At 70.4% G+C, this 26,739-nt stretch carries 27 protein-coding genes and 1 tRNA gene; 18 read left to right on the forward strand and 10 right to left on the reverse strand.

Going from position 1 to position 26,739, the window contains the following annotated elements; all coding sequences use genetic code 11:
- Genes ACQP2F_RS36200 through ACQP2F_RS36220 form a run of 5 tightly spaced genes read left to right on the forward strand, consistent with a single transcriptional unit; the run spans position 1 to position 6,727 of the window.
- Positions 1–633 (forward strand): 4Fe-4S single cluster domain-containing protein, encoded by a 633-nt coding sequence (locus tag ACQP2F_RS36200; protein ID WP_433295590.1) that lies wholly within the window; start codon positions 1–3, stop codon positions 631–633.
- Entirely contained in the window at positions 630–1,862 is a 1,233-nt protein-coding gene (locus ACQP2F_RS36205) for a hypothetical protein (protein WP_433295592.1), read from the forward strand. The genes ACQP2F_RS36200 and ACQP2F_RS36205 overlap by 4 nt, the downstream gene beginning before the upstream one ends.
- Entirely contained in the window at positions 1,850–3,778 is a 1,929-nt protein-coding gene (locus ACQP2F_RS36210) for an AAA family ATPase (RefSeq protein ID WP_433295595.1), read from the forward strand. Before ACQP2F_RS36205 ends, ACQP2F_RS36210 begins: the two co-directional genes overlap by 13 nt.
- Positions 3,775–5,286: a hypothetical protein gene (locus tag ACQP2F_RS36215; protein WP_433295597.1), complete on the forward strand. Its 1,512-nt coding sequence runs from the start codon at positions 3,775–3,777 to the stop codon at positions 5,284–5,286. Before ACQP2F_RS36210 ends, ACQP2F_RS36215 begins: the two co-directional genes overlap by 4 nt.
- A 46-nt stretch (positions 5,287–5,332) precedes the next feature.
- The gene (locus ACQP2F_RS36220) at positions 5,333–6,727 is read left to right on the forward strand and encodes a M1 family metallopeptidase (protein WP_433295599.1); all 1,395 of its coding nucleotides are present in this window, start codon (positions 5,333–5,335) and stop codon (positions 6,725–6,727) included.
- Between the two features lie 22 nt (positions 6,728–6,749).
- Here the strand turns inward: ACQP2F_RS36220 and ACQP2F_RS36225 are convergent, their stop codons facing one another.
- Both ACQP2F_RS36225 and ACQP2F_RS36230 read right to left on the reverse strand, forming a co-directional pair.
- Positions 6,750–7,430: a hypothetical protein gene (locus ACQP2F_RS36225; RefSeq protein WP_433295601.1), complete on the reverse strand. Its 681-nt coding sequence runs from the start codon at positions 7,428–7,430 to the stop codon at positions 6,750–6,752.
- Between the two features lie 70 nt (positions 7,431–7,500).
- Positions 7,501–7,857 (reverse strand): VOC family protein, encoded by a 357-nt coding sequence (locus ACQP2F_RS36230; protein ID WP_433295603.1) that lies wholly within the window; start codon positions 7,855–7,857, stop codon positions 7,501–7,503.
- Between the two features lie 184 nt (positions 7,858–8,041).
- On the opposite strand from ACQP2F_RS36230, the gene ACQP2F_RS36235 reads away from it, so the two are divergent.
- From ACQP2F_RS36235 to ACQP2F_RS36245, 3 genes are read left to right on the forward strand one after another with little or no spacing between them, the layout of a single operon-like run.
- Entirely contained in the window at positions 8,042–10,396 is a 2,355-nt protein-coding gene (locus ACQP2F_RS36235) for a glycoside hydrolase domain-containing protein (RefSeq protein ID WP_433307735.1), read from the forward strand.
- Between the two features lie 3 nt (positions 10,397–10,399).
- Positions 10,400–10,735 carry a hypothetical protein gene (locus tag ACQP2F_RS36240; RefSeq protein WP_433295605.1) on the forward strand — a complete coding sequence of 112 codons (336 nt, stop codon included), beginning with the start codon at positions 10,400–10,402 and terminating at the stop codon, positions 10,733–10,735.
- Positions 10,732–11,415, forward strand: coding sequence for a hypothetical protein (locus tag ACQP2F_RS36245; RefSeq protein ID WP_433295607.1), 684 nt, complete (start codon positions 10,732–10,734; stop codon positions 11,413–11,415). Before ACQP2F_RS36240 ends, ACQP2F_RS36245 begins: the two co-directional genes overlap by 4 nt.
- Positions 11,416–11,472: 57 nt before the next feature.
- Here the strand turns inward: ACQP2F_RS36245 and ACQP2F_RS36250 are convergent, their stop codons facing one another.
- The 5 genes from ACQP2F_RS36250 to ACQP2F_RS36270 all read right to left on the reverse strand — a co-directional run bounded on the left by ACQP2F_RS36250 (position 11,473) and on the right by ACQP2F_RS36270 (position 17,512).
- Entirely contained in the window at positions 11,473–12,774 is a 1,302-nt protein-coding gene (locus ACQP2F_RS36250) for an APC family permease (RefSeq protein WP_433295609.1), read from the reverse strand.
- A 29-nt stretch (positions 12,775–12,803) separates the two neighbouring features.
- Positions 12,804–13,805 carry an ornithine carbamoyltransferase gene (gene argF, locus ACQP2F_RS36255; protein WP_433295611.1) on the reverse strand — a complete coding sequence of 334 codons (1,002 nt, stop codon included), beginning with the start codon at positions 13,803–13,805 and terminating at the stop codon, positions 12,804–12,806.
- Positions 13,806–13,825: 20 nt separating this feature from the next.
- Positions 13,826–15,046, reverse strand: a complete 1,221-nt coding sequence (locus ACQP2F_RS36260; protein WP_433295613.1) for an arginine deiminase — start codon at positions 15,044–15,046, stop codon at positions 13,826–13,828.
- 90 nt (positions 15,047–15,136) lie between these two features.
- Positions 15,137–16,084 (reverse strand): carbamate kinase, encoded by a 948-nt coding sequence (arcC, locus tag ACQP2F_RS36265; RefSeq protein WP_433295615.1) that lies wholly within the window; start codon positions 16,082–16,084, stop codon positions 15,137–15,139.
- Positions 16,085–16,105: 21 nt separating this feature from the next.
- Positions 16,106–17,512: an amino acid permease gene (locus ACQP2F_RS36270; protein WP_433295617.1), complete on the reverse strand. Its 1,407-nt coding sequence runs from the start codon at positions 17,510–17,512 to the stop codon at positions 16,106–16,108.
- 194 nt (positions 17,513–17,706) lie between these two features.
- Here ACQP2F_RS36270 and ACQP2F_RS36275 point away from each other — a divergent pair, with 194 nt between their 5' ends.
- The 7 genes from ACQP2F_RS36275 (at position 17,707) to ACQP2F_RS36305 (ending at position 22,940) form a co-directional block, all read left to right on the forward strand.
- Positions 17,707–18,588 carry an MEDS domain-containing protein gene (locus ACQP2F_RS36275; RefSeq protein ID WP_433295619.1) on the forward strand — a complete coding sequence of 294 codons (882 nt, stop codon included), beginning with the start codon at positions 17,707–17,709 and terminating at the stop codon, positions 18,586–18,588.
- Entirely contained in the window at positions 18,588–19,562 is a 975-nt protein-coding gene (locus tag ACQP2F_RS36280; RefSeq protein ID WP_433295621.1) for an anti-sigma factor RsbA family regulatory protein, read from the forward strand. Before ACQP2F_RS36275 ends, ACQP2F_RS36280 begins: the two co-directional genes overlap by 1 nt.
- Before the next feature lie 197 nt (positions 19,563–19,759).
- Positions 19,760–20,884 (forward strand): sensor histidine kinase, encoded by a 1,125-nt coding sequence (locus tag ACQP2F_RS36285; protein ID WP_433295623.1) that lies wholly within the window; start codon positions 19,760–19,762, stop codon positions 20,882–20,884.
- Between the two features lie 53 nt (positions 20,885–20,937).
- Entirely contained in the window at positions 20,938–21,558 is a 621-nt protein-coding gene (locus ACQP2F_RS36290; protein ID WP_433307736.1) for a response regulator, read from the forward strand.
- A gap of 76 nt (positions 21,559–21,634) precedes the next feature.
- Positions 21,635–21,868, forward strand: coding sequence for an SHOCT domain-containing protein (locus ACQP2F_RS36295; RefSeq protein ID WP_433295625.1), 234 nt, complete (start codon positions 21,635–21,637; stop codon positions 21,866–21,868).
- Entirely contained in the window at positions 21,865–22,308 is a 444-nt protein-coding gene (locus ACQP2F_RS36300) for a DUF6325 family protein (RefSeq protein ID WP_433295627.1), read from the forward strand. Before ACQP2F_RS36295 ends, ACQP2F_RS36300 begins: the two co-directional genes overlap by 4 nt.
- Before the next feature lie 41 nt (positions 22,309–22,349).
- Positions 22,350–22,940, forward strand: a complete 591-nt coding sequence (locus ACQP2F_RS36305) for a DUF4304 domain-containing protein (protein WP_433295629.1) — start codon at positions 22,350–22,352, stop codon at positions 22,938–22,940.
- Positions 22,941–22,996: 56 nt separating this feature from the next.
- Here ACQP2F_RS36305 and ACQP2F_RS36310 read toward each other — a convergent pair whose 3' ends face one another.
- The 3 genes from ACQP2F_RS36310 to ACQP2F_RS36320 all read right to left on the reverse strand — a co-directional run bounded on the left by ACQP2F_RS36310 (position 22,997) and on the right by ACQP2F_RS36320 (position 24,418).
- Complete coding sequence (locus ACQP2F_RS36310) at positions 22,997–23,677, reverse strand: hypothetical protein (protein ID WP_433295631.1); 681 nt, start codon at positions 23,675–23,677, stop codon at positions 22,997–22,999.
- A 249-nt stretch (positions 23,678–23,926) separates the two neighbouring features.
- Positions 23,927–23,998, reverse strand: a tRNA-Val gene (locus tag ACQP2F_RS36315).
- 51 nt (positions 23,999–24,049) lie between these two features.
- Positions 24,050–24,418, reverse strand: a complete 369-nt coding sequence (locus ACQP2F_RS36320; RefSeq protein ID WP_433295633.1) for a TIGR02611 family protein — start codon at positions 24,416–24,418, stop codon at positions 24,050–24,052.
- Between the two features lie 309 nt (positions 24,419–24,727).
- On the opposite strand from ACQP2F_RS36320, the gene ACQP2F_RS36325 reads away from it, so the two are divergent.
- The 3 genes from ACQP2F_RS36325 (at position 24,728) to ACQP2F_RS36335 (ending at position 26,728) form a co-directional block, all read left to right on the forward strand.
- On the forward strand, positions 24,728–25,159 hold the full coding sequence (locus tag ACQP2F_RS36325; RefSeq protein WP_020514863.1) for an SsgA family sporulation/cell division regulator: 432 nt from the start codon (positions 24,728–24,730) through the stop codon (positions 25,157–25,159).
- Between the two features lie 196 nt (positions 25,160–25,355).
- Entirely contained in the window at positions 25,356–26,207 is an 852-nt protein-coding gene (locus ACQP2F_RS36330) for a helix-turn-helix transcriptional regulator (RefSeq protein WP_433295636.1), read from the forward strand.
- A gap of 65 nt (positions 26,208–26,272) precedes the next feature.
- Positions 26,273–26,728 (forward strand): RrF2 family transcriptional regulator, encoded by a 456-nt coding sequence (locus ACQP2F_RS36335; RefSeq protein ID WP_433295638.1) that lies wholly within the window; start codon positions 26,273–26,275, stop codon positions 26,726–26,728.
- Positions 26,729–26,739: the final 11 nt, after the last annotated feature.

The following is a 26,739-nucleotide window of genomic DNA, read 5'->3' on the forward strand; positions in this document are numbered from 1 at the left end:
ATGAGCAGCCGAACCATCCTGATCGCCGAGACGCATCCGGCCTGCGAGGTGCTGGGGCCCGGCAACCGGTTCGCGGTCTGGGTCCAGGGCTGCCCGCTGTCCTGCACCGGCTGCGTCAGCCCACAGTGGATCTCGCGCCGCGGCGGCCGGGCGGTGGCCGTGGCCGAGCTCGCCCGGCGGATCGCCGACGAGGCCGTCGACGGCCTGACCGTCTCCGGCGGCGAGCCGTTCGCCCAGGCCGCCGCCGTCCGCGCGCTGATCGACCTGGTCCGCGAGCGACGCGACCTGTCGGCGATGTCGTACACCGGATTCACCCTGCGCCACCTGCGCCGGCACGGCACCGCCGACCAGCGCGCCCTGCTCGGCCGGCTGGACATCCTGGTCGACGGCCCCTATCTCGCCCATCGGCACGCCGACCTGCGCTGGCGCGGCTCGGACAACCAGCGCATCCACCGGCTCACCGCGCGCCACGGGCGGCGCGACCTGGGCGACGGCACCGAGCCGGGCGCCGGCCTGCAGTTCGAGGTCACCCCGGCCGGCGGCCTGCAATGGCTGGGCGTGCCGCCGGTCCCGCATTTCCGGGAGATCTTGGAGCGGGGCCTGGGCGTCCGGGAAGGGACCGGCGGCGGATGAGCAGATCGCCGAAGTACAGCTTCGCGCAGCTCGGCAAGGAGCTCCGCGACCAGGTGCAGCACGACCGGGACAGCCGGCAGGCGCGGCGGGAGGCGTCCGAGACGCGGATCCGCGAGCGGGTCCTGGCCGAGGGCCGCACCGAGATCGTGGAGCGGTACCGGACGCTGAAGGCCACCCTCGCGACGCTCGGCCGGGGATCGCAGCAGGGCGGCGCCGACGCCGTCGCCGCCGCGCTCGAGAACGCCCTGCGCACCATCCGGGCGGCGAGCTCGTTCACCGAGCTGGCCACCGTGGCCGGCGACCTCGACCGGGCCGAGCACAGCGTCCGGTCGTTGCGCCTGCGGGCCGCCGCCGACCGGACCGCGGTGCTGGCCGCGATGATGGCGGAGGCCGACGCCGAGCTCGTCCGGTACGACGACGGCGACGCGGCCGCGCTGCTCGCCGGGCTGGCCGCGCTGCGCCGGTCCGATCCCGGCGCGGCCGAGGTCGACCGGCTCGCGGCCCGGATCCTGGAGCACCTCGACCGGGTGGCCGCGCGCCGGACCGAGCACCAGGAGCAGCGCCGGCGGGCGGCCGCGCGGATCGAGCTGCTCGCCGAACGCCTCGACGGCCTGCTGGCCGACGGCCGGACCATGCGGGTGCCGGTGCGCGACGGTGACCGCGCGGGCGAGGCGCTGGCCATGCTGCGGGCCCAGTTCGCCCGCGGGGAGCTGGCCGACGTGCTGCGGTTCGGCGCGGCGCTGGAACGGCGGATCGACGAGATCGAGAGCGGCCTGGACACGGTGATCGACCAGATCGCCGAGCGCCGGACCGTGCTCACCTCGCTGGTGCGCGCGCTGCCCGAGGTCGGCTTCGCGGTCGAGGCCGGCAGCGTCACCGAGAGCCGGGACGGCGCGATCGGCCTGCGGGCCTCCCGGCCCGGCGGCGACACCGTCGCGGTCATCGTCGAGGCCGAGACCGAGGCCGACACGAGCCATCGGATCCTGTACGCCTCCGAGGCCGTCCAGCGCGAGGAGCGGCTCGGGCACGGCGACACCGCCTGCGGGAACCTGCTCGAGGTCATCGACGTGCTCCACGAGTCGGCCGACCGGGCCGGCGTCGTGCTGAGCCCGGTCACCTGGGAGGGCCGCGACGCCCGCCGCGGCCCGGCACGCAACGCGCCCCGCCGGATGACGCCGCCGGCCGCCGGCACCGTACGGCAGGAGGAGAACCGGTCATGGCGACCGTGACCGCGCCCCGCGGCGCGCCCTGGCTGGTCCGCGCCTACCACGAGCTGCAGCGCCGGCGGCACATCGTGCTGCACGGCAACGTCGACGACCTGATCCGGTGGAACGACCGCTACCAGCCGTTCGAGACCGCCCTGGCCGAGTTCCTGGCGGTGGCCGGGTTCCCGGTGATCGTCCGCTACAACCTGGTCGAGGGCCTGAGCTACCACGACGACGCCGCCCGGGAGTTCGTCCAGCGCTTCCTGGCCGGCCCCGGCGCCCCGGTCCCCGCGCCGCGGCCGCCGTCCCCCGGCAACGGCGCGGCCCGCCGCAACCCGCTGGTCACCTCGGCCGACGTCCTCGAGCAGCAACTGATGGCGGCGCGGTCGGCCGAGCCCCGGACCCCGGTCGACGTGCTGGCGGTGGCGCTGCGCCTGATGAACCAGAACGAGCGGCCCTGCGTCTTCATCGTGGAGAACGCCGACCTGCTCGTCGGCGTGCCGTCCCAGATCAGCAACGACCACGTGACCCAGGTGGCGTACGTGCGGCGGCTGCTGCGCACCGACCGGGTGGCGGCCGGCGGCGCCCCGAAATACCACAACACCATGGTCTTCGTCGTCCGTGACCTGTCCGCGCTGCCGGCCTGGCTGCACCGCGACAACCCGCACGTCGCGGCCGTCCTGGCCGACCGGCCGGCGACCGCGGAGCGGGCCGCGTTCCTGCACGAGGACCTGGCCGGCTACTGGGGTGGCGACGCGCTGACCGGCGACAAGCGGGCCGAGGCGATCGCCACGCTGGCCAGCATCACCGAGGGCATGACGATCCTCGACCTCGGCGCCCTCCGGGTGACCTCGCAGGTCGCCCGCATCCCGCCGACCATGCCGCGCCGGCTGGTCGCCCGGCACCGGTTCGGCCTGCGCGACGACCCCTGGGAGCAGCTCGACATCGCCAAGATCAAGGATGCCGAGGCGTTGCTGTCGCGCCGGGTCATCGGCCAGCCGGCGGCCGTGCGGGCGGTGACCGACGTGCTGGTGAACGCCCGGGTCGGGCTCGACTTCGTCGCCGCCGGGCAGCAGACCGGCGCCCGGCCCAAGGGCGTCTTCTTCTTCGTGGGCCCGACCGGCGTGGGCAAGACCGAGCTCGCCAAGGCCCTGGCCGAGCTGGTCTTCGACGACGAGTCGGCGCTGCGCCGCTTCGACATGAGCGAGTACAGCCAGGAGCACACCAGCGAGCGGCTGACCGGCGCGCCACCGGGCTACGTCGGGCACGAGCACGGCGGCACGCTCACCAATTGGGTCCTCGAAAGGCCGTTCAGCGTCCTGCTGTTCGACGAGATCGAGAAGGCCCACGAGAAGATCATGGACAAGTTCCTGCAGCTCATCGACGATGGCCGGCTCACCGACGGCCAGGGGCGTACGGCGTACTTCTCGCATTCGATCGTGATCTTCACATCCAACATCGGGGTGGGTGACCTACGCCGGGTCTTCACCGAGCCGGCCCTGTCCTACGAGGCCGTGCACGAGCACTTCAGCCAGGCGGTGACCGAGCACTTCGCGGGCCGCCTGCGCCGGCCGGAGCTGCTCGGCCGGCTCGGCACCGGCGTCGTCGTCTTCGACCTGCTGCGCGGCAACGTCATCATGGACATCACCGCGAAGTTCCTGGACCAGATCGCGACGGCGGCGAGGGCGCGCGGCTACGACCTGACCTTCGACCGTACGGCGATCGGCCGCGCCGTGGCCGACGAGATCCTCCGTGGCGGCGCCGCCCTCGGCGCCCGGCAGATCCGCAGCCCGCTGCTCGAGCGCTGGGTCCGCGTCCCGCTCAACCGGTGGATCCTGGAGAATCAGCCGCCGCCCGGCACCCGCATTCTGGTGCACCGCCGTCCCGAGGGCTCGCCACCGTTCGCCGTCGACGCGCTGCCGGCCGAGGAGCCGTCGTGACCGCGCCGGAGATGTCGGCGCTCGACGACCTGACCAGCCTGCTGGCCGAGGTCGACTACTACGAGAGCCGGCCCGGGCTCGACGCCGGCGAGCTGGAGCGTTACCTGCGGGCCGCCGCCGCGCTCGGCGACCTCATCATGGCCGAGGCGGTCCGGCGGCAGAAGGAGCTGCGCTTCGCCGACGCCGAGGTCCTGCTCGGCCAGTTCCTGCAGCTGAACGAGACCAAGCGGAAGCGGTGCGAGCGCGCCCGCCGCCACCAGGACGACGACTCGGCCCACCTGGCCGGCCTGCGCGACGCGGCCGCCGCCGACGTGCTGCTGGCCGAGGGCCTGCAGCACGTGTGCCGCGCCGACGAGCGCCGCCTGGCCGGCGACTTCGACACCGCCCTGCGCTGCCTGGCGACCGCGACCAAGTGCTTCGAGCAGCTGGCCGCCAGCTCGCTGCCGCTGCGCCGGATAGGCGCGTGGCGCCTGTCGCTGACCCGGGCCACCACCGACCTGATGACCGGGCTCGGTCACATGCGGGCCGGCGACTTCCGCGGCGCGCACCAGAGCTTCGACAACGCGTACGTCGCCTTCGGCGAGCTCCTGGACCGGATCGGCGAGGAGCCGCCCGACCTCCCGGCCCACGCCCAGTACGACGAGGTTCGCGACCGCCTGGTCGACGGCCGGCGCTACCTGGAAGCCGTGCAGAGCTTCGTGGAGATGTTGCGCGAGGCCCAGTCCGGCCGCTACGGCGACGCCGTCCTGGCCGGTCAGGAGGCCGTCGACCGCTACCAGCGCCTGGTCCGCGAGGCGGTGACCCAGCAGGCGCCGCGGACTGCCCGCCTGCTGTACGAGATGGACCTGGCCCGGGTGAACGGCTGGCTGAGCTGGGCGACGGCCGAGCTGGCCGTGGACGAGGCCCGCTGGCAGGACTGCCGCGACCAGGTACGCCTGGCCCGCACCCAGTGGAAGCAGGCCGCGCACATCGCCGCCCGCACCGTCTATCACGAGATCGTCGCCCAGCGGCCCGAGCCGGGCGACACCGAGATGCTGCTGCAGAACACGCTCCGCCGCTGCGACCGCGAGCTGCAGTTCCGCAAGGAGATCGAGGCCCTGAACGCCAAGCTCGACCGAGCCGCCACCATCGTCATTCAAAACCAGGGAGGACGCGCCGTGGCACCCAGCGACTTCACCTTCAACGCACCCGTGTCGGCCACCAGCATCGGCAACGAGAACCGGATCGAGAACGCCACCGCGAACCAGCAGGTCGCCGGCGGGACCGACCTGCGCGAGCTGGCCGCCCAGCTGCGGGAGCTGCGCGACCTGCTGGCCGGGGCCGCCCGCACCCCGCAGGAGCAATCGGCGGTGGCCGCGGTCGAGGCCGCCCAGGACGCCGCCACCCGGGGCGACGAGCCGACCATGCGCCGCTACCTGGCCGACGCCGGGAAGTGGGCCCTGCAGATCGCCGAGCAGATCGGCGTCGCGGCCGCCACCGCCGCCATCAAGTCGGCCCTCGGCGCCTGAGGTCCACGGGACAAAATCGATCAACAAACTTCGCTAACGTCCCGGCATGGGAGTGACAAGCGCACTGGCCGCACTGACCCTGCTCCTCGCGGCGCCGCAACCCGGCGCCGCCGGCATCGGCGACGCCTACTACCCCGACTACGGCAACGGCGGCTACGACGTCGATCACTACGACATCCGCCTGCACTACCAGCCGGCCACCGACGAGCTGGCCGGCACCACCACCCTCCGGGCCACCACCACCCAGGCCCTGAGCAGCTTCGACCTCGACTTCGTGCTGCAGGTCAGCGCGGTCCAGGTCGACGGCCGGCCCGCCCGCTTCACCCGGCAGGGCGACCACGAGCTGGTGGTCACTCCCGCCCGCCCCCTGCCGCGGCACCACACGATGACCGTCCGGGTGACGTATGCCGACGTCCCCTCCACCGCGCTGGGTGAGGGCTTCACGGTCTGGAACCGTACGCCCGACGGAGCCCTCGCCGCCGGCGAGCCGGAGATCGCCTGGTGGTGGTTCCCGTCCAACGACCACCCGAAGGACAAGGCCACCTTCGACGTCGCGGTCACCGTCCCCGACGGCGTCGAGGCGATCAGCAACGGCACGATGCCGCGGCCACCGGCCCCCGCGAGCCCCGGCTGGACGACGTGGACCTGGCACGAGTCGAGCCCGATGACCACGTACGCGGCCCAGCTCGCCATCGGCCAGTACGACATCGAGCAGACCCGGGCGCCGAACGGCCGGCCGGTGATCTACGCGTACTCCCGGCTGCTGACGCCCGAGCTGGCCGCCGCCGCCCGGCAGAGCGTGTCCCGCACCGCCGAGATCGTCCAGTGGGAGTCCACCCTCTTCGGTCCCTACCCGTTCGACGCCGAGGGCGGCGTGGTTCCCCCGCCCGGCGTCTGGTTCGGGGCCCTGGAGAACCAGACCCGGCCCACCTACGCGGCCAAGGAATTCCAGCGCGGCCCCGACACCGCGGTGGTGGCGCACGAGAACGCCCACCAGTGGTTCGGCGACGCCGTCTCGCTGTCACGCTGGCAGGACATCTGGCTGAACGAGGCCTTCGCCACCTACACCGAGTGGCTCTGGTCCGAGCACGAGGGCTCGATCTCGGCCCAGCAGAACTTCGACGAGCTCTACAACGGCATCCCGGCCGACGACCCGATGTGGCTGCTGCCGATCGGCGACCCCGGCGTCCCGCCGATCACCTACGAGGTCTACCTCCGCGGCGCCATGACCATGCACCAACTGCGCCGGACGGTCGGTGACGCCGCGTTCTTCGCCATCCTGCGCACCTGGTACGCCGAACATCGCGGCGGAAACGCGACGACTCCCCAGTTCATCGCCCTCGCCGAGCGCGTCTCCGGCAAGCAGCTGCGGGCGTTCTTCCAGGCGTGGCTGTTCACGCCGGCCAAGCCGTCCGTGCCCCCGACCGCCGCCGGCGGCTGACCCGGCAAGGGTGCCGCTCGGACTACTGTTCTGCCGTCGACGCGGCGCGGATTCCCAACCGACGATGATGCCGGCGGGTTTTGAGTTCCTGGTCCAACGCAACCTGCATGTCGGCACCCGCGTCACGCAGCAGTTCGGCCACGCGACCGGCGACGCCGCGCGGGTCGGCCGCTTCCGTTCCCGCCTGAATTCCGAGTAGGACAGGGTCGCGCGTGACCTCCGCGATGGCGGCCAACGCCTCGTCCCGAGGGGCGTCCCGCATCTCGCCGGCCCCGTAGCGGTGGACGACGGCGGCAAGCTCCCGCAAGGTCAGGCGTTGATCGGGCGGCAGGCGAGGGACATAGGCCAAGCCGTCGGCGAATCCACGTACCGTCCATCTGAGTCGAGCCAGCGGCAAAACCGCGGCGTACGCGCACAAAACAAGCAGCGTGGCAATGGTCACCGGTCCGAACGCCCACGCACGCCAGCCGTCGGCCCGCAATATCAGTGCCGCGAGGGCCGCCGTCTCGCCCACGAAGAAGGTGGCACTTACCAGCACCACCATGGGCATGAAGTCCGGGAGGAGCGTTTGATTCGCGACGTCATGCCTCTTTCTCGACTCCTGGATGAACTCTTTGGAGATGAGGGAAGCCTCGACGCTGATAGCGATCAAGAGCGCCGGCAGGACTTGTGCCGCCGTGGTGTAGAAGGCTTCGCCGCCCATGTTTCCAGCGTGGCACCGGACTCGGCCGGACTTCTTCGAGTGACCGGATCACGACCGTGCGAAACGCCGGCTATTCGTAGTACTGGACCAGGCAGAACTCGTGGTTCTCCGGGTCGGCCATGACGACGACCACGCCCGCGTCGTAGTCGTGACGTTCGCCGGTGGCGCGGCCGCCGAGGGCGATCACCGTCGCGATCCCCTCGTCGATGTCGTCGACAGTGACGTCGAGGTGGATGCGCACCTTTCCGGTCGCGGGCTCGGGGACCGGCTGGAAGACCAGTCGCGGCTGCGGGTCGCCCCGATCGCCGAGATAGACCCAGCCCTCCTCCGACGGGCCCGGCTCGCGACCCAGCAACGCGCTCCAGAACCGGGCCACACGCTCGGGGTCGAGGCAGTCGATCGTCACGCCGGACCACACGTTCGCCATGCCGCCGATCCTCACACCATCGGGCTGCCTCGATGGAAAGCGGTGCCACTTGTCACATTCTCACGGTCAGCGCCGGTAGAAGTTGATCTATATCCTGTCCCGGCGCGACGGGGACCGGGGCGAGCCATCGATCGATGAACTCCGTGAGGTCCCGGGCGTCTCACGGGAGAAAACGTTGGACGAGATGGTTCTGGAGGCCCAGAGATGGGTCAACTCCACCTACCGCGGAGTGGCGGGCTTCAACCCGGCGCCGGAGAACGGCAAGACCGGCTGGCCCACCATGTACGCCCTGACCCGCGCCCTGCAGCACGAGCTGGGCATCACCGCGCTGTCCGACGCGTTCGGGCCCACCACGCTCGGCAAGCTGGCGGCGCACGGGAACATCACCTTCCAGGAGTCCAACGCCAACATCGTCAAGATCGTCCAGAGTGGCCTGTGGTGCAAGGGCTACGACGCCGGCCCGATCGACGGCAGGTACGCCGAGGCCACCGACGGCGCTATCCAGGACATGGGCGGCAACGCCGGCGTGCTGGCCACCGCCGGGGTGTCGCCGAAGATCTTCAAGGCGCTCCTGACCATGGACGCCTACGTGGTCGTCGCGGGCGGGTCGGAGGCCGTCCGCGCCATCCAGGCCACGTTGAACCACAACTACATCCATCGCCGCGACTTCTTCATCATCCCCTGCGACGGCATCTTCTCGCGGGACGTCCAGAAGGCGATGTACCTGGCGATCCAGTTCGAGCTGGGGATGACCGACGACGAGGCGACCGGCATCTTCGGCCCGAAGACGCAGGCCGGGCTGCGCGCGCATCCGCTCTCCCAGGGCTCCTCCGGGGTCTGGGTCCAGCTCTTCAGCGCGGCCATCGTCTTCAACCGGGTACGCACCGGGGACGCCGACTTCTACACGAACTTCACCAGTAACTACACCGCCGATCTGACCGCGGCCGTACGCACGTTCCAGAAGTTCTCGGCGCTGGACGTCAACGGCAACGCCGACTTCGCCACCTGGTGCCAGGCGCTGGTGTCCACCGGCGACCCGGACCGCAAAGGCACCGCCCTCGACTGCATCACCACCATCACCGACGCCCGCGCCCAGGCGCTCAAGGCGGCCGGCTACAAGATCGTCGGGCGCTACCTGGACGAGCACATCAGGCCGCCGCGGGTCCCGCTCAACAAGTGGATCCAGCCGGGCGAGCTGGACACCATCTTCCGCAACGGGCTGAAGGTGTTCCCGATCTCGCAGTACGACGGCGGGTCGCTGTCGTACTTCACCTACAGCCAGGGCTTCCAGGACGCCCTCGAGGCGCACGCCAAGGCGGTCGGTTACGGCTTCAACACCGGGACCGTCATCTACTTCGCGGTCGACTACGACGCCACCCAGGACGACATCAACTCCGCCATCGTCCCGTACTTCAAGGGCGTCGTCGCCGGGCTGGCGTCCAAGGGCAAGAAGTACGTGCACGGCGTCTACGGCTCCCGCAACGTCTGCGCCGAGGTCACCAGCCGTACGCTCGCCCGCTGGTCGTTCGTGTCCGGCATGTCCTACGGCTTCTCCGGCAACATGGGCTTCCCGCTGCCGGACAACTGGGCCTTCAACCAGGTGCAGACGCTGACCGTCGGTTCCGGCTCCGGCGCCATCGAGATCGACAAGGACGTCTGGCGGCCGAGCAGCGACCCCGGCGTGTCCTCGGTCAACGACCCCAGCACACCGGTCGACGACTTCATCGCGTACATCCGCCAGCTCTACAGCCTGGCGGTGAGCTACGGCGGCTCGAAGAACCCCAGCCAGCTCGTCCTCGAGTACCTTCGCCACGACAAGTACGACAACTTCGTCTGGACCAAGCTCATCGGCGGCATCGACCAGGGCTTCATCGACAAGGTCGACGGCTCCGGGATCAAGAAGATCTACGAGTTGCGCGATCCCTTCTACGGCGTCGACCTGCACGTCAACCACCTGGGCGCCACCTGCAACGGCGTCTACGTCGTGGGCAAGCCGGCCACCGTGACCTCGGGCAAGGGCGACGTCGCCGGCTGGGGCGGCGACCTGATGACCTTCTACGGCGAGTGGCGCCGCGACAGTGACTCGTACTCGTCCGGATACACGTACTGCCAGGAGAAACTGGCCAAGGTCAACGCGAACACCACGTTCGAGCTGCGGGACCTGACCGAGGACGCGGACGGCTACAACATCGCCATGCGCCTGCGCTCCGGCGTCGACATCGTCACCGCGGTCACCAGCTACTACAAGGGTGGCGGCTACCTCTCCCGGATGAAGGACTTCTACCTCGGGCGGTTCGGCAGCGCGGTGAACCTGAAGGCGATCGCGCAGAGCATGCTGCTGTCCGACAACGACCTGGACATCCTGCTCGGGCGCACGTTCCTGGTCGAGTCGACCGCGGGCGACGGCGCGCTGCTGCCGAACCTGATCCCGCCGTCGAAGCTCGACGAGTTCCTCCAGGGCTTCACCGACGTGATCGTGGCCCGGGTCGGCCAGGAGAACGCCAAGGCCAAGGCGCTGCGCGCGCAAGGCAAAATCTGACCGATGAAGACGTCGACCCGGTACGGGCTAGGTGCTTTCCTCTCGCTGATCGGCGCCCTGGCCGCCTACGTGTACGCGATCCTGGCCGGCCACTTCTACGATCTGCGCCCCGCCGACGAGTTCTGCACCGGGAAGACGCTGGCAAGCCGTCCCCTCGAGTGGAGCCTGTTCCCCCCGTCCCAGCGCTGCCGCTGGAGCGATGGCACGACCTCGAACCTGGTGCCGTGGTACCTCAACGTCCTTCTGTTCGGCCTGCTCGGCCTCGCGGCGGTCCTGACCGTGCTGGCGATCCGGGCGAGGCTGCGACCTCTTCGAACGAAAAGCGAGACCACCACATGAGTGACACCGCACGACTGACCCGGAGGCGGCTGCTGGTCACCGCCGGCGCCGTGACCACCGGCGCCGCCGTCGGCCTGGCCGCCGCGCCCACCACCGCCGAGGCCGCCGGGACCGTACCCGCCTGGACGAAGCGCAAGACCCAGAACGGCTGGCCGACGGTCACCGCCGCCCGCACCACCACCCTGCGGATCGAGGGAAGCGACGCCACGGTCGCGCTGCTCTCCGGCGACGTGGCCACCGTTCTGATGCACGTGGCCCGCCGCCTCAACTATGAGGTAGTGCCGCTGGCGAGCGGCGACGCACACGGCCACCGCACGGATCACCAGGTCCAGGCCCCGTTCGAGTCCAACTACCTCTCCGGCACCGCCCTGGCCGTCCGCCCCCGGGAGTTCCCGGCCGGCTCCGCCGGGAACCTGTTCCCGGCCCAGCTGCTGACGATCCGCGACATCCTGGCCGAGTGCGAGGGCGTGGTCCGCTGGGGCGGCGACGACAAGACCACCCCGAAGGAGGGCCACTTCCAGATCGACGTCCGGCCCACCGACGCCCGTCTCGCCCGCCTGGCCGCCACGCTCACCGCGTGGAGCGGCACCCCCGGCCAGGGCCCCGGCACCACTCCCGACCCGACCGCGCCCACCCGCCGGGCGGCCGCGACCGCTCTGGCCCGCGCCCAGCGGCGCTGACCGAACAACAGCGGGCCCGGTCCCTACGGTCCGGGCCCGCCCGCGGAGCGACCCGATTCAGGGTGCGGCCCCCAGATCGGCGGCCTTGGCCGCCGCGGAACGCCGCCAGCCGTAGTCCAGGGCGATGCTGAGCAGGAGGATCGCCACGAGGGTGATGATCGAGGCCGGCTCGTGGATGAGCGTGGTGAAGACGAAGGTCAGGAGCACGACCGCCGCCGAGCCGATGGCAAGCGTCAGGACGAAGACGTTCGCGCCGGTCTCGGACCGCACGCGGAAGTGCGCCGCGGTGATGAAGGTGAAGATGAGCAGGGCCACCGCGCTGCCGATCGAGGCGATGGCGTCCAGTTCGAAGAGCGCGGCGAGGACGACGCAGGCCGCCGCCTCGATCAGCAGGCCGGCCGAGGCACGGCCGCCGATCCGCCGCGCCATCAGCCCGGGGAACAGCCCCGTCTCGGCGAGCCGGTCGGACAGTCCGCTCGCCGGGTACAGCCCGGCGTTGGTGGCGCCGGCCGTGGCGAACAGCGCCGTAATTGCCATCAGCCAGTAGCCGGCATCGCCGAGCGACGGCTGCGCCGCCACGGCCAGCGCTGTACCACCCGACTCGATGACCTTCTCGACGGTGAGCGTGCCGAAGACGCCGAGCGCGATGGCCACATAGATCACCGTCGCGATGGTCAGGGCCAGGAACATCGCCCTCGGCAGCTGCCGCGCCGGCTCCCTCAGGTCCTTGGCGGTGAAGGTGATGATGCCGAACCCGAGGAACGCGAAGAAGGTCAGCGCGACGCTGGAGACGATGTCCTGAAACGACGGGTATCCGGAGAAGGCGAGCAGCGACGGATCCATGTTCGCCAGCGTGACGACGGCGAAGACGACCAGGATGCCCAGCACCACGTACACGATCAGGGTCTGTGCACGGGCGACGAGACTCGATCCGACGATGTTCACCGCGGTCATGACCACGATGATCAGGACCGCGAAGAGCTTGGACCAGGCCGCGCTCTCGTCGGCGAACATCGCGCTCGCGTAGCTGCCGAAGGAGACCGCCACCATCGCGGTCACGATCGCGTTCGCCGCGTAGGTCAGCCAGGCCGTGACCCCGGTGACGTGGCCGGGGCCGAAGCCCTTGCTCACGTACTCCAGCAGGCCACCGGCGGAGGGGTAGCGGGCGCCGAGCTTCGCGAACGAATAGCCCTGCAACGCCGCGATGACGCCCGCTATGAGGAAGGACAGCCAGACGGCCGCGCCGGCCACCTCGCCGGCGGCGCCGAGCAGCGCGAAGATCCCCGCGCCGACCATCGCGCCGACGCCGATGAACGCCGCTTGACGTACGGACAGGGACGTCGTCTCCGAAGTCGTCATCGCCGCCACCTCTTCCCCCTCCTGGGAGGTCAGGCCAGGGTGGCCACCAGGATGGCCTTGATGGTGTGCAGCCGATTCTCGGCCTGCTCGAAGACGATGCTGGCGGCCGACTGGAAGACCTCGTCGGTGACCTCGAGGCCCGCCGACATGCCGGTGTGCTCCATGATCTCGGCGCCGACGACGGTCTTGTTGTCGTGGAAGGCCGGCAGGCAGTGCATGAACTTGACCTTCGGATTGCCGGTCTTCTCCAGCAGACCCGCGTTCACCTGGTACGGGGTGAGCTGCTGCACCCGGTCCGTCCACACGCTCTTGGACTCGCCCATCGAGACCCACACGTCGGTGTGGATGAAGTCGGCGCTCTCGACCGCCGCGTCGACGTCGTCGGTGACGGTGATCCGGGCGCCGGTGCGGCGGGCGATGTCCTCGGCGAGCTCGACAACGTCCTTGGGCGGATGCAGGTCGGCCGGACCGGCGAGCCGCACGTCGCTGCCCATGAGCGCGCCCATGACCAGCAGCGAGCGGCCCATGTTGAAGCGGCAGTCGCCGACGTACGCGTACCGTAGCTCGTCGTACGGCTTGTTGCTCACCTCGTGCATGGTGAGGAAGTCGGCGAGCATCTGCGTCGGGTGCCACTCGTTGGTCAGTCCGTTGTAGACCGGCACGCCGGCGTGCTCGGACAGGGCTTCGACGTCGGTCTGCGCGTTGCCGCGGAACTCGATGGCGTCGTAGATGCGGCCGAGGACGGCGGCGGTGTCGGCGACGGACTCCTTGTGCCCGATCTGCGATCCGGACGGGTCCAGATAGGTGACGTGCGCGCCCTGGTCGTAGGCGGCCACCTCGAACGAGGATCGCGTACGGGTGGAGGTCTTCTCGAAGATGAGCGCGATCTCCTTGCCCTCGAGGCGCCTGACCTCGGTGCCCGCGTATTTCGCGAGCTTGAGCGCCTCGGCCAGCTTCAGCAGGTAGCGAAGCTCGGCGGGCTCAAAGTCGATCTCCTTGAGGAAACTGCGGTTCTTCAGGTTGAACGCCATGGAACAGGCTCCCGTTCGGATCAGAACGCCGAATCACGCTGCAGGGGACAGGTCATGCAATGCGAGCCGCCGCGACCGCGGCCGAGCTCGAAGCCCTCGATCGGGATCACTTCGACGCCGGCCTTGCGCAGCGCCGCGTTGGTGCCGGTGTTGCGCTCGTAGCCGATGACGACGCCGGGTTCGAGGGCCACCACGTTGTTGCCGTCGTCCCACTGCTCCCGCTCGGCGCCGAACGTGTCGCCACCGGTCTCGATGACCCGCATGTCGCCGACGCCGAGGACGCCGGCCATGATCTGGGGCAGCGAGCCGTCCGACCGCTCGACGACCAGGTCGTCCGGGTTGTCGCCGGGCCGGATGGACCAGACCCGCGCGCCGTCGACCACCTGCGGGAAGGCGGTCACGACGTTCCGGTCGCACATCGTGATCACCGTGTCCAGGTGCATGTAGCTGCGCGACTTCGGCAGGAGCACGGCCAGCACCACCCGGGCCGAGCCGGCCCGGAACAGCGAACGCGCGATCCACAGCACCGCCTGCGGCGAGGTCCGCTCCCCCATGCCGATCATCACGGCCCCGTTGCCGATCGGCTGGACGTCACCGCCCTCGACGTGGCAGCGGCCCCAGTCCTCGTCCGCCCCACCGAGCCAGGTGGAGAACTTCTCCCCGGTGAACATCGGGTGGAACCGGTAGATCGTTTCCATGATCATGGTCTCCGGCTTACGGGCCGGCTTGGTCATCGGGTTGAGCGTGACGCCGTCGTAGATCCAGCACGACGGGTCCCGCTGAAAAAGGAAGTTGGGCAGCGGCGGCAGGAGCATGGTCGTGGACGCGGCCGACTCCCACACCAGCCCGAGCGGCTGGGCAACGTCCGCCTTGGTGATCCCGCCGATGAGGAAGTCGGCGACCACCGACGGTCCGGCCTCGCCGACCCACTCGCGGGCCCGCGTGGCGGCCGTGATGCCGACCTCGCGCTCGTTGAGCACGTGGTCGCACACCCAGTCCTTGGCCGCGGGCTCGGCCAGCGCCTCGGTGAGCAGGCGTTCCGCTTCGAAGACCTCGACGCCCCGCTCGCGCATCACGGCGCAGAACGCGTCGTGCTCGGCCTCGGCCCGCTCGACCCACAGGACGTCATCGAAGAGCAGCTCCTCCGCGTTCGACGGCGTCAGCCTCGTGTGCTCCAGCCCGGGGCGGTGCACCATGACTTTGCGCAGCTTGCCCACCTCGGAATGAACGCCTAGCGACATGCCGGTCACCTCGTCAGATGTGTCGAATTGAGGACAAGTTTCGGCGGCGAAGCGACGTCGTTCCTCATCAATGGCGGATGATTCACGGCGTCAGGCCGGTGGCCGGAGGTCGTGCGGGTCGCCGTAGTCGCCGCCCGGCGTCACGACGGTGCCCGCCTTGCCGGCCAGGATCAGCTCCGCGTCGGCCAGCGCCCCGATGGCGGCCATGTCGCCGGTGATCTCCACGAACCGGCAGACCGCCTCGACCTTCGGCCCCATGGATCCGGCCGGGAAATCCTCCCGCCGCAGCTCGGCCGGGGTCGCCCGGGAGATGGCCTCCTGCTTGTCGGTTCCGAACCCGCGCAACACCGCCGGCACGTCGGTGAGCAGCATCAGGGCGTCCGCGTCGAGCGACTCGGCGAGAACGGCGGTCGCCAGGTCCTTGTCGACGACCGCCTCGACGCCCTGCAGGTGGCCGGACTCGTTCCGGATCACCGGCACGCCCCCGCCGCCGGCGCACACCACCACCGCGCCGGAGGAGAGCAGCTGCCGGATGACCCGAGTCTCGATGATCCGCTTGGGCGCCGGGGAGGGCACGACACGGCGCCAGTGCGTGCCGTCGGGTTTGACGTCCCAGCCGCGTTCGGCCGCCAGCCTCCGCGCGGTCGACTCGTCGTAGACCTGGCCGACGAACTTGGACGGGTCGGCGAAGGCGGGGTCGGCCGCGGAGACCAGCGTCTGGTTGACCACGGCCACGACCTGACGGCCGGGCAGCGCGTTCTGCAGGCCCTGCAGCAGCCAGTAGCCGATCATCCCCTGGGTCTGCGCGCCGAGCACGTCGAGGGGGTAGGGCCGGGTGAGGTTCGGGTCGCTCGCGCTCTCCAGCGCGAGCATGCCGACCTGCGGGCCGTTGCCGTGGGTGACGACCACCTCGTGCCGGGCGGCCAGCGGTGCGAGCGCCTCCACCGCCCTTGTCGCGTTCTCCTGCTGGACCGCGGCGTCGGGCTTCTGCCCGCGCTCGAGCAGGGCATTTCCGCCGATGGCGATCACGATGCGCATGGTCGCGGCGCGTCCTTTCGATCAGTGATAGTCGGGAACGGGCGGCGGTTCGGTCATCCGGGTACGCATGAGCAGGTAGACCGGAATGCCGATGGCCATGGCGACACCGGCCATCAGGAACGGGCCCCACACCTGGTACCAGTGGTCCTGGCCGGTGTTGCGTGAGTACCAGATGAACAGGATCGAGAAGATCAGCGAGACGACCGCCACGGTGGCGTCCCGGGCGAAGCGTGGCGTGTGGAGCTCGCGGCGGTCCCGGATGCGCCACTTCAGCTGAGCGAGGGCGGAGAACGCGTACGGGATGGCGGCCGTGATGCCGGTCATCAGCACCAGGGTGTTGAAGACCGCCGCGCCGCTGGTGCCCATGAAGCTGACGGCCATGGCGATGCTGGCCAGGACGGTCGAGGCGATGATGCCGACGGCCGGCACCCCGCGGCCGGAGAGCCGCCCGAACGCGGCCGGGAACAGGCCGTCCTGGGCGGCGGCCAACGGCATCTCGGCGCAGATCATCGTCCAGCCGTTGAGCGCGCCGAAGCCCGAGATGATGACGGCGATCGCGACCAGCGTCCCGGCCCACGACCCGCCACCGACCATGGCGTCCGCGGCCACCGAGTACGAGGCCTTGTTCTCGTCCTTGGCCAGCTCGGTCGTGGCCACCGAGCCGAAGACCGCGACCATCGACAGCAGATAGACGACGGAGGCCGCCAGGGTGCCGAGAACGGTCGCCCGCGGGATGTTGCGCTCCGGATTGCGGACTTTGGCCGCGGCCACCGCCGCCGTCTCGACGCCGAGGTAGCTGAACAGGCAGATCGCCATCGCGCTGCCGATCGCCGAGATGTTCGACCCGCCGCTCACGTTCCACGGCGTGAAGTTGCCGGTGCTGATGGTGAGCAGGCCGAGGGTGGACATCAGGACCAGGGGGACGTACTTGATGATCGACGTCCACAGCTGGACCGCGCCCATGTTCCGCACACCGCTGAGATTGACGGCCGCCGGTATCCAGAGGCCAACCAGGGCGATGACGATCGACCAGCCGGCCAGATGCCCCTTGTTGAGGAACTTCTCCACATAGAAGACCCAGCCGGTGACGATGGCGGCGTTACCGGCCCAGGCGGTGATCCAGTACGACCACGCGTTGGTGAAGCCCATGCCGTTGCCGAAGGCCGAGCGCGCGTACGCGTAAGGCCCACCGTCCGCCGGAAGCCGCCGCGACAGAGCCGCGAACATCAGCGCGAGCGCGACCGCACCCACCGTGGTCAGCGCCATCGCGACGATGCTGATCGGCCCGATCGACGCCAGCGAGTAGGGCAGATTGAAGATGCCGACCCCGATGATGCTGCCCAGGATGAGCGCGGTGGCCTGCGGCAACCCCAGGCTGGGAACGGGACTGGTTCCGCTTCGAGACCCCGTCTTCTTGACGTCGACCACGGCCCCTCCTCAGCAAGGTCAATGATCACGTCGGACGCAGGAGCACCCGAGTCTGCAGAAACCATCCCCCGGCCGTCGCCCGTCCTGCCTCCTCCCCGACGGATGAAGACGTCGAGACGAACCGTTACGGCGCCGGCTGAGCGGGTATGCGGGGCGCGACGGTCACAGCGCCCGATGTGGAAGGGGGCGGAGAAGTGACCGACGCCCCGGTGGACCTGTGCACCCTCGCGCCCGGCACCCATCTGATCGCTCTCTACCGGAGCGAGGCGGAGATGGCGCGGACCGCCGCCGCGTTCATCGCCGCCGGCCTGGAGGCCGGCGACCGGGTGCTGTACGTGGTCGATGAACGGCCCCCGCCCTCCGTCCGGGCGACGCTGGCGGCCGACGACACGAACGCCGAGGCCGCGACCGTCGCCGGGCAGTTCTCGGTGTGCCGGTTCGCCGACGTCTACGGCCTGCCGTACGGTCCGGACCGGAGAGCGGCGGCCGACGGGTTCCATGCCACCGCCGAGCTGGCCCGTTCGGACGGGTTCCCCGGCCTCCGGATCGTCACCGAGGTGGGTCAAACCCAGGCACTCGGGCCCTTCGGGGAGGTGCTGGCCTGGGAGCGGCTGACCACCCGGCTCCACCAGGAGGAGGGCGTCACCTCCGTCTGCCAGTACGACCAGCGGTACTTCAACGGTGAACACGTGCGGCTCCTCGCGGCCGAGCACGCCGGAGCCGCGCCGGACCGGGTCGCGCCGCCGCGGGCCAGCTTCCGTGCCACGCCACCGGGCTTGCGGATCACCGGCGAACTGGACGGAACCAATCTGGACGGGTGCGCGCGGGTGGTCGAGGCTCGCCTGGCGGCCATTCCGCGTCTGGTGATCGACGTCGGCGGCGTCACCTTCCTCGACATCGGCACCTTCCGCCGGTTGTACGCCATCGCCGATCGGCTGCCCGCGGGCGGCCGGATTACGCTGGCACACGTGTCACCGGAGCTCCACCGCATGATCGGAATTCTGGGGTGGCGACATCCGAACCTGGGGATCGATCCACCGGTCGAGGATTCGTCGCTCGGCACGGAGGTGGTGTGATGAGGACGGGAGCCGCCCGCGGCTGTACGGGCCACTTCCACGAAGCCGGCTTCTACCGCTCGGACGCCGAGTTCCTCGGCCTGATCGTGCCGTTCGTCGAGGAAGGGCTGGCCGCCGGCGATCCGGTGGTCATCGGCTACGACGATCGCAAGTCCGACCTGCTGCGGGCGCGACTCGCGGACGCCTCCCCGGTGGAGTTCATCATCGACCGGGGGCTGTACTCGACGCCGGCCCGGGCGATCGCCACCTATCGGCGGTTGTTCGAGTTCCACCTCGCGATGGGCGCCGATCAGATCCGGATCGCCGGGGACGTGCCGCATCCCGGCAACGGGCGAGAGTTCGAGGGCTGGGACCGCTACGAGAGCGCGGTCAACACCGTCTGGCAGGACTTCCCGGTCTGGGGCCGATGCCTGTACGACACCAGCACCGCTTCCGCGGCCGTACTCGACGCCGTCGAGCGCACCCACCCGCGTCTCCTCTCGCCGGACGGATCGCGCTACGCCAGCGGACGCTTCCAGCAGACCTCCGAGTTCCAGGCGCTGCCGCCCCCGCCGGACCCGCTCGAGACCTCCACACCGATGGTGGAGCTGGTCGACCGCCCTCCGTTCGAGGCCCGCCGCGCCGTCATCCGGATCGCCGCCGGCCGGCTCGAGGTCAGGACGCTCAAGGAACTGATCCACGGCGTCTCCGAGGCGGCCGGCAACGCCATCTACCACGGCGAACCGCCGGTCACCGTCCGGATCTGGGCCTCACCGCGGCGCATCGTGGTCCGCGTCCACGATCGCGGCCCGGGCCCCGCCGACCCGCTGGCCGGCCTCGTCCCGGCGACGCCGGACCCCCTGGCCCGGGGCTGGGGACTCTGGCTGATCCACCAGCTCGACATCGACACGACGATCATCCGTACCGGTGACGGGTTCGCCGTCCGGTTACGGGTCGAGATACCGGAAGCCGGCCCGCCGATCTTCCCGAACTGACCGTCCCGGCGGCCGGGCCCCTTGCCGCCCCGTATGCCGGACGGCATACACGCCAACGACGCCCGGTCTGCCTCGCGGCTGTCGTGGCGGGCGCGCGCCGTCCCTAGCGTCCGGGGCATGACCGCAAGCGATCATCGCCGCCGCTGCCCTGCGCATGGCACGGACAATGAAGCTCGTCGAACCGTAGGCTGCACGCGATGAGACGGGTGCGGCAGCTCGGGGTGGACGCCGGACCGGCCGCCCTGCTGGCGCTGGCCGACGCGGTGGGCGCGGCGGCGGGCACGACCGGGGTGGGCTGGCTGTGGTTCGCCGCGATCCACCTGCCCCTCGTCGTGCGGCGACGGTTCCCGGTGACGGTCTTCTGGACCGTCTTCGCGATCGCCCTGGCGGCGTGGACGGTGGCCGGGATCGACGCCTTCTACCCGTTCGCGGTGCTGCTGGCCGCGGTGGCCACGCTCGCCCGGCACCGGACCTGGCGGTGGTGGTGGCCGGCGGTCGCCGCGGTCGCCGCCGTCCTGGCGACCGGGTGGTCTCAGCACGGCCTGCGGCTCGGCGATCTGGCCGCCCTGGCCGCCGCCCTGACCGCGGCTGTGCTTCTCGGCATCACGGTGCGCACCCGCCGGGCGTACGTCGCGGAGGTCGAGCGGCGTGCCGCCGCCGCCGAGCGGACCCGGATCGCCCGGGAGGTGCACGACATCGTCGCCCACAACCTGGCCGTCATGATCGCGCTCGCCGACGGGGCGGCGCTCACCGCGGCCGCCGCGCCCCGGCGGGCCGCCGACACGCTCGGGACGATCTCGGCCACCGGACGCGAGGCGCTCGAGGAGATGCGCCGGCTGCTGGGCCTGCTTCGCGACTCGTCCGAGCGGGCCGAACCCGGCCCGCAGCCGGGTCTCGGGGACCTCGACCAGCTCGTGGCCCAGGTCCGCGAGGCCGGGTTGGAGACCACGCTGGTGCGCGAGGGCACGCCCGGCCGGTGGGGACCGGGCGCCGAGCTGACGATCTACCGGCTCGTCCAGGAGGCGCTCACCAACACGCTCAAACACGCCGGACCCGCGGCCACCGCACGGATCACCCTCCGGTACACCGAGGACGGCGCCGAGCTGGAGATCATCAACGGCGGTGGCAGCGCCCGGGCCGGTCGGCCCGCCGCCGTCTTGCGGGCCGGGCAGACCGCCGGACCACGCGCCGGCCGGGGACTGGCCGGCATGCTCGAACGGGTGGCGGCCTACCACGGCCGGGTCGACGCCGGACCGCTGCCGACCGGCGGCTGGCGTGTCTACGCCAGCCTCCACTTCGGAAGCGGGGGTGAGCCGTCGTGACCGTACGGGTGCTGCTCGTCGACGACCAGGCGCTGCTGCGGCTCGGCTTCCGCATGGCGCTGGAGTCGCAGCCCGACATCGAGGTCGTCGGTGAGGCGGGCGACGGTTCCCAGGCTGTGACCATGACCCGAGCGCTGACTCCCGACGTGGTGCTGATGGACGTCCGCATGCCGGTCATGGACGGCATCGAGGCCACCCGCCGGATCACCGCCGCCGGCGTGGCCACCCGGGTCCTCATCCTCACCACGTTCAACCTGGACGAGTACGTCTTCACCGCGCTGCGAGCCGGCGCCAGCGGCTTCCTGCTCAAGGACGTTCCGCCCGCCGACCTGTTCACCGCCATCCGGGCCGTAGCCGCCGGCGACGCCGTGGTGGCTCCCAGCGTGACCCGCCGCCTGATCGACGCCTTCGCCCGCCACCTGCCCGCTCCCGGCCGCACGCCGCCCGAGGACGACCGCCGGCACCCGCTGAACCGCCTGACCACCCGCGAACGCGAGGTGCTGACCGCCCTGGCCCGCGGCCACTCCAACGCCGAGATAGCCGAGCACCTCAACGTGGGCCCCGGCACCGTCAAGACCCACGTAGCCCGGATCCTGGCCAAACTGCACCTGAGAGACCGGGTGCACGTGGTCATCTACGCGTACGAGTCGGGCCTGGTCCGCCCCGGCGACTGACCCCCATGGCCCGCTGGGGATGAGGTGTGGCCCCGGGTCGGCGGGCAAGACTGGCGCCAGGTCGAGAGGAGGACCGATGTTGTTGGTACCGAAGCAGTTGCGGCGTTCCGGTATGACCGGCGACGTGCCGTACTACGGTGGCCGGTTCACGCCGGCGCAGGCCTACGCGGCCTCTCATCCGCCCCGCCCGCGGCCTCGGCCGACCGCGACACCGGAGCCCGATCCGATGCCGGCCTTGCAGCAGCTGCTCGACACCGGGGTGATCACCGCCGAGGAGTATCAGGACCTGCGGGCCCGGGTGAACCGATGATGGGGCCGGTACAGGTGCTCGTCGTCGGTTTCGACCAGCCGGCTCTTTCCGGCGAGATACTCGCCGAGCTCACCCGGCTCCGTGCGGCCGGAATCGTCCGCCTGGTCGACCTGCTCCTCGTCTCGCGCGCCGAGGACGGCGCGGTCGAGACGCTGGCCGCGCCGGCCGGCGCCGACGCGGGACTCGGCGGACTGGCGGCCGCGCTCCTCGGCCAGCCGGACGGAGAGGACGAGGGCGGCATGGAGGTCGCCGATGACTCGGTGTGGTCCCTGGCCGATGCCGTGCCGCCCGGCTCCGTGGCGGCGGTCGCGTTGATCGAGCACCTCTGGGCGGGGCCGCTGACCGCGGCGATTCAGAAGGCGGGTGGCACCCCGCTGGAGGAGACCTGGCTGGCACCCGACGACCTGGCGACACTCGAGGCCCTGATCCACCAGCGATGACGGCGACCATGTGGTTGGTGGGTGACGGCACAATACCGAACGTGATCGACACGGAGGAGGCGGCTTCGGCGGCCGTCCAGAGCTGGCTGGAAACGCTGTCCGAGGCGGACGGCAGGTTCTTGGTCAAAGCGGTTGCCGACGGCGGTCCGGTCTGGCGGGCAGTAGCGGGTAAGCCGGGAACTCACCTCGGGGAATTCTGCGTACGGGTGGACAAGGCAACCGGGGTCGTTCAGGCCGGCGTCGTGCCGCAAATCGGTCCGTCGGCCAGGGACGGCTACTTGCGGATGATGCGGACAACGGTGGTACCGGAACTGCGGCGGCTCGGCTTCACCGGCTCGGGGCGTCGGTTCGTCCTGCAGACCCCGAGGCACCAGGGGACAATTGTGTTTCAGCAGTCGCAGGGCAATACGTGGATGGGCGTGAAGTTCACTGCCGACGTCAGCGTGGCGTCGCCCTCTGGGTGGACCGCCCGCCTCGGTTCGATCAGCCACCATGGCGGCGACCACTGGTGGTCGGTCTGGGCGGGATTCCCGACCGACGATGTGGCTGCCGACCTGATGACCGCGATTCGGGACCACGCCGTCCCCGCCATCGAAGGCGAACGTCACCGCCGGTCCCGTAACCGGCCTTGACCGCGACGAGTCGTTCGCCGATGACCGGACGGTGCCGGTTCGGGCGGTGGTCACCGTCAGGGCAGGTAGACCTGATCGAGTCTCATGATGCGGTTGGCGTCGACGTCGAAGGTGATAACGCTGCCGTTGACGACCTCGCGCAGGAACGTCTTCAGGTCGACCGACTTCGCCTCGGGCGTGGGACCCACGCGGATCGGGGCGTCGGGAGAAACGGTGAGCGTGCGCAGTTTCTTGTTGTTGTTACGGCTGTAGTAGCCGGTGCAGTAGTCGTTCTCGGCCGGCTTCACACTGTCCTCCGCGCACGCCTTCACCGCTTCCTTGCCGTCGTACCACTCGATCAAGTCGTAGGTGATCTGCCGGGCGGACAGCTTGCTGGACACCAGGATCGCGTACTGGGTGCCCGAGCGCGGATCCCCGGATCCGGAAGGCTTGGCCTTCGCCGCCGTCGAGACGCCGGCCGGCTTCTCCGGCAACCCGGTCGCGGTCGCCGTCGCCTTCGACGTGGTCGCCGCCGGGGCAGCCGCAGTGGTGGCATCGGCGGCCGGCGGCGCCGCGGTCTTGGCGCCGCCGGAATGGCCACTGCAGGCGGCCAACGCCAGAAGAAAGCAGGGGACGAAGACGAATCGCGGGCGCATGACGGCCTCCGGGACTGGGCTGCTGAGCGCGAAGGTAATGCCCGGGAACAATCCCGCCGCTTCTTCTGTCATCAACCCGACGAGCTGCGGTTTTACCCGCACACAGAGGACCCCCCGTCACGGATCATGTTGCCGACGGCCCGCCCCTTACCGACCGCGACGCGACCACACCGGCCCGCGGGTTTTCGTGGGGTTTCAGGCGCTCGGCCCCCTGAGCCAGCATGGGCCTCACGCAGACGCAGCACGACCCGCCGGGTTTTCGTGGGGTTTCAGGGGGCTCGGCCCCCTGAGCCAGCATGACGAGGCCCCCAGGTCCGCGCTTCTCAGCGGACAGGGGGGCCTCGGGACTCGTGGGCGATACTGGGATCGAACCAGTGACCTCTCCGGTGTGAACGGAGCGCTCTCCCGCTGAGCTAATCGCCCTTCAGCGAGACAGACTGTACTAGACGGGGCCCTCCCGGGGCCAACCAGGGGTCAGCTCAGCCACTCGCGCGTCTTTTCGATCAGGTCGACACCGAAGCTGACGCGTACGGACGCCCACACGATCGCGGCCACGAAGATCATGCCGACAATGCCGATGACCGCCCGGACGGGCAGGCTCTGCCGGCCGATCCAGCTCGTCCACGCCTTCACGTGCCGCTTGGTGAACTCGAGCAGGTTCTTGGCCCAGGCGAACTCGACGGCCCAGATCGCGAGGCCGAGGATCACGATCGCCCAGCCCGGCCCGGGAAACGGGATCAGGACGATGCCCAGGGCGATCACGAGAGAGCCCAGGACGCCTATTCCGATCTTGAGAGCCAGACGACCGGTCGGCTTTGCCCGGATCTTGTCCAAAACACCCATCGGTGCCCGATCCTCGTCCGCTTTCGTGCTCATTTCATCCCCCAGTGTCCCGGAGCCCCGTCACTACCCGGGAGGAATGGACGTTACCGGAGTAAGTCAACTGCTGGACCACCCGACGCCGGGCGGAACCGAGTACTTGGGCAGAACAGGACAAGATATCGCTTTACGTCTTGTGCGAAGAGCTTTTCGGAACCGTCTTCCCACTACTGGGTGAGATCAGCGTATGGCGGAGCGTAACGACAGGGATCACCTGAGTATGGGAAACGCGGGGTTCACCAGCCTCGCAGCGGTGCCGGGGGGAGTTCGTCCATGAGTACCATTCGTCCAACGACCGTCGAGGTCGAGACCTCGCTGCGGCTCGTAGCGCCTGACGCCACGGCTCTGCCCGTGCGCGCCAGTCTCCGCTACGACCCAGCCGACCCTTATGCGGTCCACGTGTTGTTCCATGCGGAATCAGCCGGTGGGGAAGCCGTGAGCTGGTCCTTCGCACGGGAACTGCTCGTGACCGGGCTCGATGAGCCCGCGGGCATCGGCGACGTCCGGGTGTGGCCATGGGCCACGCCACGGGGGGATTTCGTCGCCCTCGCGCTGTCGTCTCCGGACGGCAACGCGCTGTTCGAAGTGCCTCGCAGCGTTCTTGTCCGATTCCTCCGGCGCACCTATGTCGTGGTGCCGCGGGGCCGGGAATCCGAACATCTGGACGTCGACGCGGCGGTCAACCGGCTCCTGGCAGGTCGATAGGAGCCGGATAGCAGCAAACAAAAGACGGCCCGCGCGGACACTGCCGATCCGCGCGGGCCGTCTTTTTCCGTACGGAAATGAAGTCGCGGCACAAAACATGCATAAAACGGACATTGACCCCGATTATCCGACACATTCCCGTCAACCCGCGTTTTGGCAGGTGCGCTGCTGGTCATGGGCGGTTACCGTCGGCGCGATGACCTCTGTAGTGCAGGCCGCACCGCTGACCCCGCCCGGCTGGGCGGGGGTGTCGACGTGCGCGCTGAGCGAGGTCGAACCGGCCGGTCCCTGGCGCCCGCCGTACCATGCCCTGCTGCTCGCGACCCGCGGGCACGGCACGGTGGAGGTCGACTTCGCGGCCCAGCCGTGCCGCCCCGGCACCCTGCTCTGGATCCGCCCCGGCCAGGCCCTGCGCATCGGCGCCAACGGCCTGGCCGCCTCGGTGGTCACCTTCGACTCCCAGCTGGCCGGCGACCACTGGCCCGAGCATCCGGAGTCGCCCTCCCGCTGGCAGCTCGAGGGCGAGGACGAGGACGCGGTGATCACCGAGTTCGCCCAGCTGGCGGTCGACTGCGAGCGGCACCGCAGCGGCCCGGTCGCGGCCGAGCTGCTGCGTCACCAGCTCGCCGTGGTGCTGCTGCGGATCGCGCTGCTCACCCACGACCCGGCCCCGCTGGGCGCCGAGGCCCGCACGTTCGCCCGGTTCCGCCGCCGGCTGGAGTCCGGCCATCCGCGCAGCCGCCGGGTCGAGGACTACGCCGAGGAGATGGGGTGCTCGGTGCGCACCCTGACCCGGGCGAGCCTGGCCGTCACCGGCCGTACCGCCAAGCAGGTGGTCGACGACCGGGTCGCCCTCGAAGCCCGCCGGCTGCTCGCCTGCACCCCGCTCTCGGTCGCCGAGGTGGGCCGCCACCTGGGCTTTCCCGAGCCGACCAACTTCGGGCGCTTCTTCCACCGCGAGGTCGGCATGAGCCCCGGCCAGTTCCGCGCCGACATGGGCCGGCACCAGGGCAACGGCATTCCCACCCAGCGACGACCTGCTGACTGAGCGTAATTCCCACAAATCCGTGGGGTATGTGCGGCAAGCTGGCGTCGAGGGGGCATTATGGGTAGGTGCAGATCTCCGCGCGCGGCGACTACGCGGTCCGGGCCGCCCTCAGCTTGGCGCAGGCCTACCCATCGCTGATGTCCGCCCAGGCCATCGCCCAGGATCAGGAAATGCCCCGCAAGTTCCTCGAGGCGGTGCTGGCCGACCTGCGCCGCGCCGGCGTCGTGCGAGCCCAGCGCGGCGCCGAGGGTGGCTACACATTGTCACAACCTCCGCGTGATGTGACGATCGGCCAGATCCTCCGCGCCGTCGACGGCCCGCTCGCCGGGGTGCGCGGCCTCCGTCCGGAGGAGACTCGATATGCGGGCGCCGCCGAAAACCTGCCCAACCTGTGGGTCGCGCTGCGTGCCGCGGTCCGCGAGGTGGTCGACGAGGTGAGCCTGGCCGAGGTGATCAACGGCCGGATGCCGGCCCACGTGCGCAAGCTGACGACCCGCCCCGACGCCTGGCAGCCGCGCTGAGGCAGCGGAGT

Origin of the sequence: Actinoplanes sp. CA-030573, assembly GCF_050951115.1 — a bacterium.
Classification (GTDB): Bacteria; Actinomycetota; Actinomycetes; order Mycobacteriales; family Micromonosporaceae; genus Actinoplanes.